Genomic DNA, 17,193 nt, shown 5'->3' on the forward strand with positions numbered 1-17,193 from the left:
TTAAAGCCTTACCATAAATATGTCAAAATTTAACATAAAAAATTCAATAAATTCATTTTCAAGCTTAGGAAAGCAGTTAATTGCCCCCGATGCACAACTGATGGCTACTATTGAAGATGAGCGTTATCACAACGCCTGGTTCACCCCCCAAAGTGTTTTACAGGCCGTAACAGCCATTGGCAAGATGCTGAATGAAGCCGATCTGGAAAACTGGTTATCTAAATACAACCTCGCTAAGGAAGCTGCCAACAAAAAGGTAGGGCTTATTTTGGCCGGCAATATCCCTCTTGTGGGTTTTCATGATGTACTTTGCGTGCTGGCATCTGGCAATCACGCGCTTATTAAAGCATCATCACAGGATGCCCGCCTGATTAAGGTAATTTTGCAAAAATTAGTTGATATCGATCCGGGCTTTGCCGAACAATTTAGCTTTGTGGAAAGATTGGCAGATTTTGATGCCATTATTGCTACAGGCAGCAACAACAGCTCGCGATACTTTGATTATTACTTTGGCAAAGTGCCCAACATCATTCGCAAAAACAGGAACAGCATCGCATTAATTACCGGTGAAGAAACCGCAGAGCAATTATTTAAACTTGGTCATGATATTTTTGATTACTATGGTTTAGGCTGCCGCAATGTAAGTAAGCTGCTGGTGCCAAAGGATTATAATTTCAATTTCTTTTTTGAATCGATTGAGGATCATAAGGCTATCATCCATCATCATAAATACAACAATAATTACGACTACAACAAATCTATTTATCTGGTAAACAGCAATAAACACCTGGATAATGGCTTTCTGATGCTTAAGGAAGATGAAAGAATAGCTTCGCCCCTGGCCGTGTTGTATTTTGGTTATTATGATAATTTGGCATCGGCACAACAAACATTGGAGCAACAAGCCGAAAATATACAATGTATTGTTGCCACCGCCCCTATAAGTGTAAACAACCAGGTGGTTGCGTTTGGCCAAAGTCAGCAACCCGCATTATGGGATTATGCCGATGGTATTGATACAATGGAATTTTTGTCAAATCTTTAAAATTACAATACCTTTGAAAATGCTGAAAGCCGAAGGCTTAAAGCTAAAAGCTATCTTTGAGATAAAAAATGCTTTAAGCTTTTTGCTTTAAGCCTTAAGCTAAAAAAATGTATATTATAAAAGTTAAAGGCGTTGCCAAAATACCCGATTATGTACAGTTGAGGGATGATAAGTTTACGCTGCTGGCATATTTCAGGGTAGATAGGCCCGAAAAATCACTGGATAAGGTTGGGTTAACTGATAAGGCCGACTATATTATGAATATTATTAAAGATTTGCCTTTTGGGCAGATTTTAAAATTGGAGCTATAAAAAGATGATTGGGAACTCTATTATTAAGCTAAATAATGTTGATATTTTTCAGCAGGCGCACCTGGTATTATCAAATGTAAACCTGCATGTTGATAAGGGAGATTTTGTATGGCTCATAGGCTCTACCGGCTCAGGAAAAAGCAGTCTGCTTAAGGTTATCTATGGCGACCTTGCCATTAAAAGTGGCACAGGAACTGCCTGCGGGTATGAACTAAGCAAATTGCCAAGCCGGGATGTACCTTACCTGCGCCGTAAGCTGGGCATTGTTTTCCAGGATTTTCAATTACTTACCGATCGTTCCATTGAGCAAAACCTGCTTTTTGTGATGCGCGCTACAGGCTGGAAAGATAAAAAACTAATAGCAGAACGTACTCTTGATGTATTGGAGAAGGTTGGTTTACGCTCTAAGCTTAAAAAAATGCCTCATGAGCTTTCTGGCGGCGAGCAGCAGCGGGTGGTAATTGCCCGTGCCTTACTTAACGACCCGGAAATTATCCTTGCCGATGAACCAACGGGTAACCTTGACCCCGAAACATCAGAAGAAATTGTGCTGCTGCTAAAGCAGATAAGCCAAATGGGTACTGCCGTACTTATTGCTACGCATGATTATCATATCATCCGCACTTTCCCGTCACGTATCATTAAATGCGAGAATGGTAAAGTTTTGGAGGATGCTGAAATATAGTTTCTGAACCGGAATTAAACGAATTTATTGAATTAATAGAATTTCAAAATTCTGGTCATTCTTTAATTCGATGAATTCCGGTTCAGACAATCCCCCGTCCAAAAAAAATAATCAGACAAATAATCCTGTCACCCTTGCGCATATTGCGCCACTCCTGCCTATAATAAAACACACCACTGACAGCTTGTCGGCTTTAATGCAATGGCAGGATACTTGATTGGCACTATCAGCTATGAAATTTAACGACATGTTGAAGAAAAAGAAGAAAGAAAATATGGATACTCCTGAAAATATTAATGAGCCTACCCAGGAAAACTTAGCAGAGGAAGAACAGCTTAAAGCCCAGCAAACTGAAACAGTTGAAGCTGTTGAAGCGGACGAAGTAGCAAGTCCATCTGCGGAAGATAAATTAAAAGACGAACTGGCACAGGCCAATGATAAATATTTACGCCTGTATGCCGAATTTGACAACTTCCGCAGACGTACGCAGAAAGAACGTGCCGAAGCCCGCGAAACTGAAGGAAAGGATTTAATTATTGCATTACTTCCGGTTTTGGATGATTTTGAACGTGCACAACGCGCTATGGAAAAAGCGACTGAAGTAGCCCCTGTTAAAGAAGGTGTTACCTTAATTCAAAATAAATTAAAAAATATACTTACACAAAAAGGCTTAACAGAAATGGTATCAATAGGAACCCCCTTTGATGCCGACCTGCAGGAAGCTATTACAAATATACCTGCCCCTACCGATGACCTTAAAGGCAAGGTGATTGATGAAATGGAAAAAGGCTATTACCTGAAAGACAGGGTAATTCGTTTTGCCAAAGTAATTGTAGGAGCGTAATTCAATTATTGAGGGACTGAATTAGTGAATTATTGATTTGAGCCATATGTTCAATTCATTGATGCACTAATTTTTACATTTCAAAAACACCTCACTAATTCACTAAATCAATAATTCAATAATTAAATACATGGCTAAAAGAGATTATTACGATATTCTTGGTGTTGCAAAGGGAGCTAATGCTGATGATGTAAAAAAGGCATATCGTAAAATGGCTATTAAATATCACCCTGATAAAAACCAGGGCGATAAAGAGGCGGAAGAAAAATTCAAGGAAGCAGCAGAAGCTTATGAAGTTTTAAGCAGTCCTGAAAAACGCCAGCGTTATGATCAGTTTGGTCATGCGGCCAATGCTTCATCACCAAATGGCGGTGGTTATGGCGGCGGCGGTATGGATATGAACGACATATTTAGCCAGTTTGGTGACATTTTTGGTGGTGGCAGTCCGTTCGAAGGTTTCTTTGGCGGCGGCGGTCGCCAGGGTGGTGGTGCTGGTGGCAGGCGTGTAGCCCGTGGCAGCAACCTGCGTATTAAAGTACGTTTAACACTTGAAGAAATTGCCAACGGCGCCGAAAAGAAAATAAAAGTAAACAAACAGATCATCTGCAAAACCTGCGATGGCTCTGGTGCTAAAGATAAAGCCTCTTTCCAAACCTGTAAAACATGTGGTGGTTCGGGCGCGGTGCGCAGGGTAACCAATACCATTTTGGGCCAGATGCAAACTACCAGCACTTGCCCTACCTGTAACGGCGAAGGATCAACCATACTATCAAAATGTAATGTTTGCCATGGTGATGGTGTTGTGCGCGGCGAAGAGCTGATCACAATTAACGTACCTGCAGGTGTAAGCGAAGGCATGCAACTAAGCATGAGCGGTAAAGGTAATGCTGCCCCACGTGGTGGTGTACCGGGCGATTTGATCATACTGATAGAAGAGATTCCGCATGAAACCTTAAAACGCGATGGTAACAACGTAATTTACGACCTGCATGTAAACTTTGTTGATGCAGCCATAGGTACTACAGTAGAAGTACCAACTATTGACGGCAAGGCCAAAATAAAGATTGAACCAGGCACACAAAGCGGTAAAATATTACGCCTTAAAGGCAAAGGAACACCAGAGGTAAATTCCTATCACCGCGGCGATCAGCTGGTGCACATCAACATATGGACACCAAAGGCATTAAGTCGCGAAGAACGCGAGATACTGGAAAAACTACAATCATCCCCTAACTTTAAACCAAATCCGGGCAAAAACGAGAAAAGCTTCTTTGAACGGATGAAGGAATATTTTGAATAAAGCGGAGAGCCGAAGGCTGAAAGCTTAAAGCATTTTGAAAAGCCCGGAGTTGTTATGACTTCGGGCTTTTTTGTGTTTTTATATCTTATCCTGAAAATAGTTTTGCCCAAATCTATTGAACCCTTGCCTTATTTTATTGCTACCATAAAATTCGCTTAAACCCGACAGCCCCACTTAGCAGAAAGCTAATAATCTTTATAATTTCAAGTCTTTTTGTTTTTGGGGATTGGGTATATTGCAATCTGTATTATTTTAAGATGGATTTATATAAAAAATCGTTACTGCTCACAGGCTGTTTGTTTATACTTTTCAGTCAATCACAAGCTCAAACCTCTGCCATTCGCAATAATTACCAAACGGAAACTGGCATCCCACATTTAAATATCGAGCGGTCGATGATCTATTCGCCTGAAAAAGAATGGCTTTACAATCACCATCCTTCCATCATCCATTTTAAAGATCAGTTTATAGCGATATGGAGCAATGGTTTGATAGATGAAGATTCACCGGGCCAGCGGGTGGTTTATGCTACTTCTAAAGATTTTATACACTGGTCGGTACCTGCAGTGCTCGCCTCACCGGGCAAGGTTAATGATACTTTAACCGTACTAACCGCAGCGGGTTTATACCAATATAAAGGTACATTAGTTGCCTATTACGGCGAATACACTAAACACCGCCTAAACACGCATTTGTGGGCCAAAACCACTACCGATGGCATACATTGGAGTGCTCCCGGTGATATGCACGTTCCTTTAATTCCTAACCACGGACCAGAGTCTACCAAAAGCGGCAGACTTATCATCAGCGGTAACTTTCTGTTCCCATACACCGATGACCCGCATGGTATTTCAGGATGGAAGTTAAGCAGCTTTTACCCTGATTCGCTTTATAAACAGGATAATTCGGCAGCCTTTTATGCCCCAGCTGCCAAATTAGGTTTACCTCCTTTATGCGAAGGCTCATTTTTTCAGACTGATGATAACATCCTGCATATGCTTTTACGCGTTACCGGTAAAGGATGGAATGGTCGGCTATGGCTTACCGAAAGCAAGGATAATGGTACCAGCTGGTCGCGCCCGGTTGAAGCTCCTTTTTCTGATAATGACAGCAAATTTCATTTCGGCCGGTTGCCGGACAAACGCTTTTATTATGTGGGTATCCCCGATACGCTACATCATTACGACCGAAATCCCCTGGTTATCTCCCTATCAACAAACGGCAAAGCCTTCGATAAAAGCTATATCATTGCCAATGAACTTTATCACCTTAAAAAAGAGGGCCTGTGGAAAGGCGGTCAATATGGTTATCCGCACACCATGATTTATAATGGTTACTTATATGTGATCGTTTCCAGGCAGAAGGAAGCTATTGAAACGATAAGGTTCAAGATCAGTCAACTAAAATAAAATAAACACGAATAGCATGAATGTAACATTTTAAAACTGCCCGTATCTAAACCCTAAAATTTATCATCATAAACCTAACTCAAAAATGTTAAGCATCCGCAATATTGTAAAGCAATACGCCGGTCACAGGGCTTTAGACGATGTGAGCCTGGAGGTTGCAAGTGGCCAGGTGTTTGGCTTGCTTGGCCCAAATGGTGCCGGTAAAACCTCCCTCATCCGTATCATTAACCAGATTACTGCGCCAGACTCGGGCGAAGTTTTCTTTAATGGAGAAAAGCTCAATCAGTCACATATCGAACGGATTGGTTATCTGCCGGAAGAACGTGGTCTTTATAAAAAAATGGAGATTGGCGAACAAATGATCTATCTGGCCCGACTTAAGGGTTTAAGCAGAGACGAAGCTACCAAACGCTTAAAATTCTGGTTCGATAAGCTGGGTATGGAAACCTGGTGGAAGAAAAAAATTGAGGAACTATCCAAGGGGATGCAGCAAAAAGCCCAGTTTGTGGCTACCGTATTGCATGAGCCGGACCTGATCATATTGGATGAACCTTTTAGTGGTTTCGACCCCGTGAATGCCGAAGTGATTAAAGACGAGATTCTGGAACTCAACCGCAAGGGGGCTACTATTCTTTTCTCGACCCATCGTATGGAATCTGTGGAGGAACTTTGTGATGCTATTGCCCTAATTCATCAATCGCATAAAATACTGGATGGCAAGGTTAAAAGTATCCGCAACTCCTATCGTAACGATACATACCTTGTTGAATATGCCGGCAATCCCTTAAACTTTAACGGCGCACAGCCTTTTGCGCAAATTGGTGAAACTATTACCGATGATGATAACCATACCATTCGCATAAAGCTGAAAGAAGGCAAAACATCCAACGATGTACTGCAATATCTTATCCCGCAAACCCGCATCAATATGCTCCAGGAGGTAATACCAAGCATGAACGAAATATTTATTGAAAAAGTAAACGCTAAATCTTTAAGCCATGAATAAAGTATTACTCATTATACAGCGCGAATACCTTACCAGGGTAAGAAAAAAGTCGTTCATAGTGATGATTTTTGTAGTACCGCTGCTCATACTGGCAATGGGCGGAGTGATTGCGCTGGTAGCTAAAGACAGTGATAAATTATCATCCTTACAAATAGTTACAGTGGTTGATGATAGCAAGATATTTGTTGACAAATTCCATGATGTTGCAAACATTAAGTTTGTTGTAAATCATAAGGACTTAAAAGCTGATAAGGCAGAATCAAAAAAGGATGAAAACATGTCTACATTATACATCCCCGCTGATTATGCCAAAAAAGGTGGTATTCAAATATTCTCTAAAAAGAAATCTGCCATGCAGCTTACCGGCGAAGTTGAAAAACAGATGGGAGATATCGTTTTTAATTACAGCCTGGTTCAGCACCACATTGACACAGCAGCTATCCATTCTATCAAAAAGATTGATATTTCTGTAAACGCTGTTGAAATTACCGAAACGGGTGATAAAGATGCCAATATGGGCGCCAACATCGCTATTAGCATTGCTTGCGCTATATTTATTTATATATCCTTGTTTATTTATGGCGGGCAGGTAATGCGCGGTGTTATTGAAGAAAAAACCAGCAGGATCATTGAAGTGATCATATCATCAGTAAAACCATTTCAGCTGATGCTGGGCAAAATTATTGGCGTGGGCTTAGTTGGTTTAACACAGTTTAGCGCCTGGATAATTTTATCTGTAATATCATCAAAAATAGCAGGGCATGCCTTTAATTCGCCACAAAGCCCGATGGCTGGCATCATAGCCACATTATCAACTATACCTTTTGGTTATATTTTAGGATGCTTCCTGTTTTATTTTTTAACGGGATACTTATTATATAGCGCCCTTTTTGCTGCTGTAGGTTCGGCAGTTGACAGTGAAACCGAGACACAACAATTCATGTTCCCTATAACCATGCCATTGCTGTTTACTTATATTTTATCAGTATCGGTATTATTTAGGGCACCCGATAGCGCTTTGGCTGTTTGGCTGTCCATCATCCCATTTACAGCACCGGTTGCTATGATGGTTCGTTTACCGTTCGATCCCCCGGAATGGCAAATAGCCCTATCCATGTTTATGATGGTTATTGGCTTTTTATTTACAACCTATGTAGCTGCAAGAATTTACAGGGTAGGAATTTTGATGTATGGCAAAAAAGCCAGCTTTAAAGAATTAGCTAAATGGTTCTTTTATAAGGAATAAATGGTCGATAGACCATAGACAATGGACCATGGCCGATGAACTATCGTTTATGAACGATGGACTATGCCCGATGATCTATGAACGAGAAACCACGGTCTATGGACTATCGTCTATGGTCTTTATAAATAATCCCCGAAAATGGCTAAACAATTTCGGGGATTATTTATTTTAGCTACATGAGTAAACGCGTTGCCGTAATGGACCTTGGTACCAATACCTTTCATTTATTAATTGCCGATGGCGATTTGCATAGTTACCAGGAAATAGTTCATGAGCACAAGGCGGTGAAGCTTGGCGAAGGCGGCATCAATAAAGGCTATATTTTACCTGAAGCCTATCAGCGGGGCATTAGCACCATGCAACAATTTCACGAGGCAATAAAGGCGGGCAATGTTACCGCGACAAGGGCTATAGCCACATCGGCCCTGCGTAGTGCATCAAACGGAACGGATTTCATTAAAGAGGTTGAGGATAAAACCGGCATCAGTATAGAAATTATTGATGGCGAACAGGAAGCCGTATTCATTTATCAGGGCGTAAAAATTAGCGGGTGCTTATCGGCACAAAACGCTCTCATCATGGATATCGGCGGCGGCAGTGTTGAGTTTATATTAGGCAATGCAGATGGCATTATCTGGAAACAAAGCTTTGAAATTGGCGCTGCACGCTTAATGGACCTTTTCCACCGCACTGATCCCATCCCTCCTTCCTCTATCGAGGCTTTAAACCTGTACCTTGAAGATCATTTAACAGATTTATTTACAGCAGTAAATAACCATGAAATTGATACACTCATCGGTTCATCCGGCGCTTTTGAAACGTTTGCCGAGGTGATTGAAACTGAAAAAGGTAATTCCTTCGATTTAAAGGCGACTAAAAACTATAGTTTTGATGAGGATGAACTTTTAACATTAACCAACAAATTTGTACTATCCACCCATAAAGAGCGGGCAGCCAATAAAGGAATTATCCCCGTAAGGGTTGATATGATTGTGACGGCATCACTTATCACTCGCTTTATCATGCACAAGCTGGCTATTCATAAGGTGAGTATGTGCAGTAATTCGTTAAAGGAAGGGGTTTTGGCGGGGATGCTTAGTTAAATAGCTTTCGGAATGGTCTTTTTATACATTTATAATATATCCGTTTTATTAAAGGAGTTCTTATTACCACAACTTCACCCAAAAATGCAGGTTGCATAGTCAGCTTTATTTGAAAAGTATTATCAGCTTCTATATCAAACCGTTGAGAATTATAACCTATGAAACTTGCTGTAAGCTGCGTAGCTGACATGGGCACCTGTAATTTAAAATTGCCGTTAATATCTGTTTGGGTACCTGTTGTGCCTGATGACTGTTTAATAACCGCACCCACAACTGACGCATTATTTTCATCATTTACACATCCGGTAACAACCCTGAATTTAGCAGAATCGGGGATTAACGCTACTTTGCCCAACATAAAATCGCCAGGCTTTGACTGGTTTTTCACTTTAGGCCCTTGCTCACTCAACACTACTTTTGTTTGAGCCGTACCTTTAAAAGATAAAACAGAGCTTAATAAACCCATCATCAACGCTAACCTTTTCCACCCACCTGCAGCGGGTGAACTCTCTGCATAAAGCTGATGGTTCATACCATGTAGTTGTTGTTCATTAAACCGGCCGCAAACATTGCTTTTTGCAGATAGGTAGGCAATTACCTCATTATTGCTCATGGTGGTAAAATCGGTAACCGTTTTACAGCATTGGGCGCAATGCCTTCCCTGTTCAACGTGTGTCATTTGTTGCCATGATTCATGACAAGGTTTAGGGATGCTGATATTTTTAATTTCCGACATATCTAAGTGAATTTCCTATAGGATGCAGTTAAATCGACATTTCCATAAATCTTTTTTTAATTTCTGTACATTTTATAATGCAAATAAAATTTACAGCCATCCTTTGTATATTGCTGCCTTTAAAGCACCCTCATGAAAATAAACTTTATAGGCTTAGGCTTATTCGCTCTTTTGGCTGTTAATGTGCAAGCGCAAAAAAGAAAGATCAACCCCGACGATACTACATCAAACTACAACCCCGCTGCAGCATTTTCACCACAGTTTTATAGCGAAAAAGGTAATGAGTTTCATTCGGCTAATGGCGATCCGGGACCAAAGTACTGGCAAAACCGTGCAAATTATAACATTAAAGTAACTCTTGATACCGTAAGCAAAACTATTGATGGTACTGTATCTATAGACTATATTAATAATAGCCCGGATGCTTTGCAATACCTGTGGTTACAGCTGGACCAAAACACCTATAAAAAGGAAGCCCGCTCAAACTTTTTCACCAACAGAGCACCCGGACCAAATCAGCATACAAACGGGTATACCATTGAATCCGTGGCGTTAGACCAGGGCGATGTAGTTAAACAAGTTCCATTCGTTATCACAGATACCAGGATGCAGGTGCGACTGCCCCACGCATTGGGCAAGGGATCTTTGCGTTTAAGAATTAAATATCACTACACCATCCCGGGTGATTTTGGAAACCGCACAGATTATGTAGACACCAAATACGGCAAAATATATGAAATTGCCCAATGGTTTCCGCGGATGTGCGTGTATGATGATAGCCGCGGCTGGGATACCCTGCCCTTTTTAGGTGCCGGTGAGTTTTACCTCGACTATGGCGATTTTGATTACCAGGTTACTGTTCCATGGGATATGATTGTGGCTGGCTCGGGAGAATTGATAAATTTTAAAGAAGTATTGACAGCTAAACAAATTACCCGCCTGGATGCTGCCCGTAACAGCGATAAAACCATAATGATCCGCAGCCTTGCCGAAGTGACTGATCCATCAAGTCGCCCGGTAAATAAAGGCACACTTACCTGGCATTATAAAATGTTCAACACGCGCGATGTTGCCTTTGGCGCATCAAAAGCCTATGTATGGGATGCCGCGAGGGTTAATTTACCTGGGGGTAAAAAATCACTGGCTATGTCTGTTTACCCGGCCGAAAGCGTTGGTGCCAATGCGTGGAACCGTGCTACAGAATATTTAAAAAAATCGATTGAATATTTTTCAGAAAAATGGTTTGTGTACCCCTACCCTGTTGCCATTACCGAAGCTGGTATAGCAGGAGGTATGGAGTATCCCGGTATTGTGTTTGATGGCATTACCGATAAAGGCAGCGAGCTTTACTGGGTTACCGCGCACGAGATTGGACACAACTGGTTCCCGATGATCGTAGGCTCTGATGAGCGTCGTTTTGGCTGGATGGACGAAGGATTTAACACCTTCATCGATATTTACGCATCCGATGAGTTTAACAAAGGTGAATACGCACCCAAACGCGATGGTGAATATGCACCGGGAGGGGGTAATCCTGCCAATGAGATTATCCCAATCATCACCGACCCGGAATCGCCGGCCATTATGACGGCTGCCGACGCGGTTCCTGAAAAATACCGCCATCCATTGGTTTACTTTAAACCTGCATTTGGTTTGGTTTTACTTCGGGAGCAGATATTGGGGAAAGACAGGTTTGACTATGCTTTCAAAAACTATATCAGCAAATGGGCATTTAAACATCCTCAGCCCGATGACTTTTTCAGATCGATGGAAAGCGGCGCAGGCGAAGACCTCTCCTGGTTTTGGAAAGGCTGGTTTTATAACAACTGGACAACCGACATAGCCCTTATAGATGCCAAAAATATAACTACTGATGGCGTTAAAGGCTTAAATATAACAGTGGTGAATAAGGAGCAACTGCCAATGCCATTTACTATTGAAGTGAAATTTAAGGATGGCAGCAAAAAACGCAGCTACATGCCGGTTGAAACATGGCTATCCCGCACGCAGGCCACCTTTACCCTACCAACTACCGGGGAAGTAGAAACTGTGACTATCGACCCCGATAATGCTTTGCCTGATTTGAACAGAGGGAACAATGTTTTAAAGGTAAAATAAAATCTATAAAATACACTCCATTGCTTTGTGCCGCACACAATGGAGTGTATTTGGGTTCTCATAAATTTGTCAATCTTAACCCAACGTTAAACTATTAATAAGCTAAAGCTTATCTTTGTTTTATGAACACAGCCGATCTGTTGCAACGCGCTTTGCGGTTTGATTTTTTAACCCAGGATGAAGGGGTTTACCTATATAACAACGCATCTACTGCCGACCTCATGTATACCGCCAACGAACTGCGCAAAAAGCAGGTTCCGCATGGTAAGGTTACCTGGCAGATAGATCGTAACGTAAACACAACCAACGTATGTATAGCCAATTGTAAGTTCTGCAACTTTTTCCGCAGGCCCGGCCATGAGGATAGTTACATTACTGATATTGAAACTTATAAAAAAAAGATAGAGGAAACTTTCCGTTACGGCGGCGATCAGTTACTGCTGCAGGGCGGTCACCATCCCGATCTTGGTCTTAAGTTTTATACCGATCTTTTCAGAGAACTGAAACAGCTCTATCCTAAATTAAAGCTGCACTCATTAGGCCCGCCAGAAATTGCGCACGTAGCCAAACTGGAAGGCATGAGCCATATTGATGTGCTTAGAGCCATGCAAGAGTCGGGGTTAGATTCACTGCCCGGTGCAGGTGCCGAGATATTGAATGATCGTGTACGCAGGTTGATATCAAAAGGAAAATGCGGTGGCAAGGAATGGCTGGATGTTATGCGTGCCGCTCATCAGCTCAATTTACCTTCGTCGGCTACTATGATGTTTGGCCATATCGAAACCATCGAAGAGCGCTTTGAACATCTCGTTTGGATTCGCGAAGTACAGGCAGAAAAGCCTGAGGGACATTATGGTTTTGTTGCCTTTATTCCATGGCCTTTTCAGGATGATGGCACACTTTTACGTAAAGTACGGGGCATTACCAATAATGTAACCGGCGATGAATATATCCGCATGATAGCTTTGAGCCGCATTATGCTGCCCAACATCAAAAACATACAAGCTTCATGGCTTACCGTAGGTAAACAGGTAGCACAGTTGTGCTTACACGGCGGCGCAAATGATTTTGGATCAATCATGATCGAAGAGAATGTAGTTTCGGCTGCTGGCGCACCACACAGGTTTACGGCCAAAGGCATCCAGGAATCAATCATTGAAGCAGGTTTTGAACCACAACTGCGTACCCAAAAATACGATTGGCGTGATGTGCCTGTTGAAATTGAGGAACAGGTTATCAATTATTAAAGTGAATGGTGAATAGAGAGTAGTGAATAGTTGGTTAAGTTAAAAAACTATTCACTACTCTCCATTCACAACTCACCACTCACAAAAATGGAACATTACATAGAAGCATTAATTTTCGCATCAGAACAAGGTATTCGCATGGAAGAAATCATGTATTGCCTGCAGGCGGCTTTTGAGCGGGATTTTAATGCCACTGAAGTAAATGAAAGCCTCAAAGCTATAGAGTTAAAATATAGTGATGATAATTTGGCCATTGAACTGGTGAAAATAGGTAACGGATACCAGTTTTTTACCAAGAAGCAATATCACCCGGTTATAAATCTTTTGCAATTACAACGATCTAAAAAAAGATTAAGCCAGGCCGCACTGGAAACCCTGGCCATTATAGCGTACAAACAACCGGTTACCAAAACTGATGTGGAGCAGATCCGCGGAGTAAACTGCGATTATTCCATACAAAAACTACTGGAAAAAGAGCTAATAGCTATAATTGGAAAGTCTGAAGCCTTAGGAAAACCTATTCTTTACGGCACCAGTGGCTTATTTATGGATTATTTCGGAATCAACAATATACAGGAATTGCCTCAGATTAAGGATTTTACAAACAATTCAGTTGCAATTGGCGAACAAACAGAATAATTTTAATTTCATCTTTTTAATAAAAATGATTTTGATTATTTTTACTATTGAATAAGGAAATAAAAGCATAAAAAAATTCTTGCTTTTTATCCGATTTAAAGTATTATTGACAAAGTTTTACAAATAAAATCCGTTACAATGGGAGCGCCAAAAAAACCGATTACCAAGAAGATCGACAATTCCGAAGATGACAATGAAGACGACGATGATCTAATTCTCGACCCTAAATCGAAGAAAAAGGTTGATGACGACGATGATGATTTTGATGGCCCATTAGATGATGATCTGGGCAGGGGATTCGAATCTTTCGACGAAGAAGACGATGAAGATTATTAGTCTTTAAGGAAACATATTCTATTTGTAAAGCATTCAGCGCATGACCTGAATGCTTTTTTTTATATTTAGCCCTCCTATGATCATAACAGAAGTAAAAGATAAGGCGACAAAAAAAGCTTTTTTAGATGTGGCGCGTACCCTTTACAGGGATGATAAAAACTGGGTTTGCCCGCTTGATAATGATATAGAAGCGGTATTTGACCCGGCCAAAAACAATTTTCACCAGGATGGCAAATGCACCAGGTGGATACTTACCGATGATAACAACCAAACTATTGGCAGGGTAGCTGCCTTTATAAATAATAAAAAGGCATATCATTATGATCAGCCAACGGGTGGTATGGGCTTTTTTGAATGTATTGATAATAAAAAAGCCGCCTTCCTGTTGTTTGATACCGCCAAAAAATGGCTTAAGGGCAATGGGATGCAAGCTATGGATGGCCCCATAAATTTTGGCGAGAATGATAATTTTTGGGGATTGCTGGTGGAGGGGTTTACTCCGCCATCCTACGGCATGAATTATAACTTCCCGTATTACAAAGCCTTTTTTGAGGACTACGGGTTTAAAACCCAGTATGAGCAGATCACCAATCATCTTGATGTGAATAAGCCGTTTTCGGAACGGTTTACAAAAATTGCAAATTGGGTGATCAAGAAACCCGGGTATGATTTCAGACATTTTGAGGTTAGCAAAATGGAGAAATTCACAGCAGACTTTATGGAGATCTATAACGATGCCTGGAAAGATTTTGAAAATTTTGTGCCCATTACCCATGCCACCATTGCCGAAAGCTTTAAGAAAATGAAACCTTTGATGGACGAAAAACTAATCTGGTTTGCCTACATCGATGATGAACCTGCGGCATTTGTTATCATTTTGCCAGATGCCAACCAGATGCTTAAACCATTAAATGGCAAACTTAACCTGATAGGTAAGCTTCAATTTTTATATTACCGATGGAAAGGTGTATCCCGCATGCGGGCAATAGTAATGGGAACCAAACAAAAATATCAGAAACACGGACTGGAATCCGCCATATTCATTAAACTCAAAGAATACGTTTTGCCTTTAAAGCAATATGATGAACTTGAATTATCGTGGGTTGGAGATTTTAACGAGAAAATGATTGCCATTCATGCTGCGGTTGGGGCTACCTTTGGCAAAAAGCATTTAACAATGCGCTATATTTTTTAAAGTATGCCCGGCTATTTAACCGGGCATAAATTTATGCAGTAGCTTTTGAGTGCCTTAGCTCTTCAAATAGCTCTATCACCTTCTTTTGCAGATCGATAACTTCAGTTTCGCGATCCATTAAGCGTTTGTTGACAGATTCCAGTTCGTTTACAAATTTCTGATCCTGTTCGGCATCATTAAATGTAAGTAACTGAACTACTGTCATTTCAAATAAAGTGGCAATTTGCTCAAGCCTTGATAAGTTAATATCGGTAATTCCCGTCTCAATTTTTGAGAATGCAGGAATGGAAATATCTAACCGCTTTGCAACATCTTCCTGGCTCCACCCTTTTTGATGACGTAGCAGTCTGATTTTTTTTCCAAGTGTTTTCATGTGATCTGTATAATAGTAAAGGTTTCGCAAAAGTTAATTACTTTGCAATAATATTTATTATCACGCTAATTATCAACTAATTTGCATAATATTTTATTAAAACGGTCAGGCAAACAAAACAATTGGTAATTAGCTGTATTAAAGCGAGGTAAATAAACGGCAGTGCGACCTCTCATGCCCATTATCTCCATAATCAGGGGTATATCACAAAACTGTAATAAATAAAATAACAGTTAAAAATGTTTGGATTTAATTTTACCATGCGTATCTTTGTACTGTAATAATTAAAATTACAGATGAACGGACAATTTCAGATAGCGGTGCATATACTTACCCTGCTCAGCAAGCAGCCGGATGAGCTATTATCATCCGATTATATTGCCGGCAGCATCAATATAAACCCGGTACTTGTACGTAAAGAGATCAGCAACCTGCGGAAATATGGCCTCATTGATAGCAAAGAAGGCAAAGCAGGCGGTTATACCCTGGGCTTACCAGCTCAAAAAATATTGCTGAGCGATGTTTACAGAGCAGTAAAAGTGCAACCTGCTTTAGGGCAGGCAAAAAACAAGCCTAATCCCAATTGCCCGGTAGGTAAGCAAATTAGCCAACATTTGGATGCCTTGGCCGATGAGGTTGACGTTACCATCTTTAATAAATTAAATACCATTACCCTGGCCGATTTTAGCGGTAAATTCAATTAAAAAAATTTAAACAAAACTGTAACAAATTTAATTACAATATAAAAACAAACAATTATGAAATTAGCATTAATAGGTGCCACAGGCTTTGTAGGCAAAGCTGTATTAAACGAAGCATTACAACGCGGTTATGATGTAACAGCTATAGCACGCGACCCGAAAAAGGTAGAAACAGCAAGTGATAAATTAACACTTAAAGCTGCCGATGTATTGGATACAGAGTCCCTTGCTGTTGCGCTTAAAGGCCATGACGCTGTAGTGAGTGCGTACAATGCCGGCTGGACCAACCCCAACCTTTACGATGATTTTGTAAAAGGCTCAGAGGCTATCCAGCAGGCTGTAAAGCAAGCCGGCGTTAAACGCTTATTAGTTGTTGGCGGCGCAGGCAGTTTATATGCTGCTCCGGGATTGCAACTGGTAGATTCGCCACAATTCCCTGCCGAGTGGAAAGCCGGCGCTACAGGCGCCCGTGATTACCTTAACACCCTTAAGAAGGAAACTGAACTCGACTGGACATTTTTGAGCCCGGCTATCAACCTGCACCCAGGTAAACGCACAGGCAAATTCCGTTTAGGCACTGAAGAGCCGGTATTTAATGAAAAAGGTGTACACGAAATATCTGTGGAAGACCTGGCAGTTGCAATTTTGGACGAATTGGAGAATAACCAATTTGTAAAAAGAAGATTTACGGTGGGGTATTAAATATAAAAATTCCATTGTGCAGCTTTGAATCTGCCAATACTCCAAAAAGTTACGTCATTGCGAGGTACAAAGCAATCTGTTTGCTATACAGAGCGGCTGGCATAGTCGACCTGCCTGTGTAGAGATTGCTTTGTACCTCGCAATGGCGTTATATTATCTTACTTTATAAACTTAGCCGCAACCCAATCCTTATCTTT

18 protein-coding genes are annotated in these 17,193 nt (G+C 41.0%); 16 read left to right on the forward strand and 2 right to left on the reverse strand.

The features are described from left to right. Window positions 1-19: 19 nt before the first annotated feature. From Q0R88_RS11985 to Q0R88_RS12025, 9 genes are all read left to right on the forward strand, one after another. Window positions 20-1,045, forward strand: coding sequence for an acyl-CoA reductase (locus Q0R88_RS11985; protein WP_295716371.1), 1,026 nt, complete (start codon window positions 20-22; stop codon window positions 1,043-1,045). Window positions 1,046-1,152: 107 nt separating this feature from the next. Then, complete coding sequence (locus Q0R88_RS11990; protein WP_295716372.1) at window positions 1,153-1,356, forward strand: fructose-6-phosphate aldolase; 204 nt, start codon at window positions 1,153-1,155, stop codon at window positions 1,354-1,356. Window positions 1,357-1,360: 4 nt separating this feature from the next. Then, on the forward strand, window positions 1,361-2,041 hold the full coding sequence (locus Q0R88_RS11995) for an ATP-binding cassette domain-containing protein (RefSeq protein WP_295716373.1): 681 nt from the start codon (window positions 1,361-1,363) through the stop codon (window positions 2,039-2,041). 232 nt (window positions 2,042-2,273) lie between these two features. Further along, window positions 2,274-2,885: a nucleotide exchange factor GrpE gene (locus Q0R88_RS12000; protein ID WP_295716374.1), complete on the forward strand. Its 612-nt coding sequence runs from the start codon at window positions 2,274-2,276 to the stop codon at window positions 2,883-2,885. A 130-nt stretch (window positions 2,886-3,015) separates the two neighbouring features. Continuing rightward, the gene (gene dnaJ, locus Q0R88_RS12005; RefSeq protein WP_295716376.1) at window positions 3,016-4,185 is read left to right on the forward strand and encodes a molecular chaperone DnaJ; all 1,170 of its coding nucleotides are present in this window, start codon (window positions 3,016-3,018) and stop codon (window positions 4,183-4,185) included. A 257-nt stretch (window positions 4,186-4,442) separates the two neighbouring features. Further along, on the forward strand, window positions 4,443-5,594 hold the full coding sequence (locus Q0R88_RS12010) for an exo-alpha-sialidase (protein WP_295716378.1): 1,152 nt from the start codon (window positions 4,443-4,445) through the stop codon (window positions 5,592-5,594). A gap of 85 nt (window positions 5,595-5,679) precedes the next feature. Beyond that, a complete protein-coding gene (locus tag Q0R88_RS12015; RefSeq protein ID WP_295716380.1) occupies window positions 5,680-6,600 on the forward strand; it encodes an ATP-binding cassette domain-containing protein in 921 nt (306 codons plus the stop codon). Beyond that, window positions 6,593-7,846, forward strand: a complete 1,254-nt coding sequence (locus tag Q0R88_RS12020; protein ID WP_295716382.1) for an ABC transporter permease — start codon at window positions 6,593-6,595, stop codon at window positions 7,844-7,846. Before Q0R88_RS12015 ends, Q0R88_RS12020 begins: the two co-directional genes overlap by 8 nt. Before the next feature lie 176 nt (window positions 7,847-8,022). After that, a complete protein-coding gene (locus Q0R88_RS12025) occupies window positions 8,023-8,949 on the forward strand; it encodes an exopolyphosphatase (protein WP_295716384.1) in 927 nt (308 codons plus the stop codon). On the opposite strand, the gene Q0R88_RS12030 is transcribed toward Q0R88_RS12025, so the two are convergent. Further along, window positions 8,942-9,685, reverse strand: a complete 744-nt coding sequence (locus tag Q0R88_RS12030) for a carboxypeptidase-like regulatory domain-containing protein (RefSeq protein WP_295716385.1) — start codon at window positions 9,683-9,685, stop codon at window positions 8,942-8,944. The two genes, Q0R88_RS12025 and Q0R88_RS12030, sit on opposite strands and share 8 nt — an antisense overlap. Before the next feature lie 132 nt (window positions 9,686-9,817). On the opposite strand from Q0R88_RS12030, the gene Q0R88_RS12035 reads away from it, so the two are divergent. The 5 genes from Q0R88_RS12035 (at window position 9,818) to Q0R88_RS12055 (ending at window position 15,220) form a co-directional block, all read left to right on the forward strand. Continuing rightward, window positions 9,818-11,803 carry a M1 family metallopeptidase gene (locus Q0R88_RS12035; RefSeq protein WP_295716387.1) on the forward strand — a complete coding sequence of 662 codons (1,986 nt, stop codon included), beginning with the start codon at window positions 9,818-9,820 and terminating at the stop codon, window positions 11,801-11,803. Window positions 11,804-11,925: 122 nt separating this feature from the next. Beyond that, window positions 11,926-13,050, forward strand: coding sequence for a CofH family radical SAM protein (locus tag Q0R88_RS12040; protein ID WP_295716389.1), 1,125 nt, complete (start codon window positions 11,926-11,928; stop codon window positions 13,048-13,050). 87 nt (window positions 13,051-13,137) lie between these two features. Beyond that, window positions 13,138-13,689 carry an SMC-Scp complex subunit ScpB gene (scpB, locus tag Q0R88_RS12045; protein WP_295716390.1) on the forward strand — a complete coding sequence of 184 codons (552 nt, stop codon included), beginning with the start codon at window positions 13,138-13,140 and terminating at the stop codon, window positions 13,687-13,689. A 138-nt stretch (window positions 13,690-13,827) separates the two neighbouring features. Next, window positions 13,828-14,025 (forward strand): hypothetical protein, encoded by a 198-nt coding sequence (locus tag Q0R88_RS12050; protein ID WP_295716391.1) that lies wholly within the window; start codon window positions 13,828-13,830, stop codon window positions 14,023-14,025. Between the two features lie 76 nt (window positions 14,026-14,101). Then, complete coding sequence (locus Q0R88_RS12055) at window positions 14,102-15,220, forward strand: GNAT family N-acetyltransferase (RefSeq protein WP_295716392.1); 1,119 nt, start codon at window positions 14,102-14,104, stop codon at window positions 15,218-15,220. A 31-nt stretch (window positions 15,221-15,251) separates the two neighbouring features. Here Q0R88_RS12055 and Q0R88_RS12060 read toward each other — a convergent pair whose 3' ends face one another. Continuing rightward, window positions 15,252-15,593 (reverse strand): helix-turn-helix transcriptional regulator, encoded by a 342-nt coding sequence (locus Q0R88_RS12060; RefSeq protein ID WP_295716393.1) that lies wholly within the window; start codon window positions 15,591-15,593, stop codon window positions 15,252-15,254. 296 nt (window positions 15,594-15,889) lie between these two features. On the opposite strand from Q0R88_RS12060, the gene Q0R88_RS12065 reads away from it, so the two are divergent. Both Q0R88_RS12065 and Q0R88_RS12070 read left to right on the forward strand, forming a co-directional pair. Continuing rightward, a complete protein-coding gene (locus Q0R88_RS12065; protein WP_295716395.1) occupies window positions 15,890-16,297 on the forward strand; it encodes an Rrf2 family transcriptional regulator in 408 nt (135 codons plus the stop codon). Between the two features lie 54 nt (window positions 16,298-16,351). Next, window positions 16,352-16,996: an NAD(P)-dependent oxidoreductase gene (locus tag Q0R88_RS12070; protein ID WP_295716397.1), complete on the forward strand. Its 645-nt coding sequence runs from the start codon at window positions 16,352-16,354 to the stop codon at window positions 16,994-16,996. Window positions 16,997-17,193: the final 197 nt, after the last annotated feature.

Origin of the sequence: Mucilaginibacter sp. (assembly GCF_025362475.1) — a bacterium.
Classification (GTDB): Bacteria; Bacteroidota; Bacteroidia; order Sphingobacteriales; family Sphingobacteriaceae; genus Mucilaginibacter.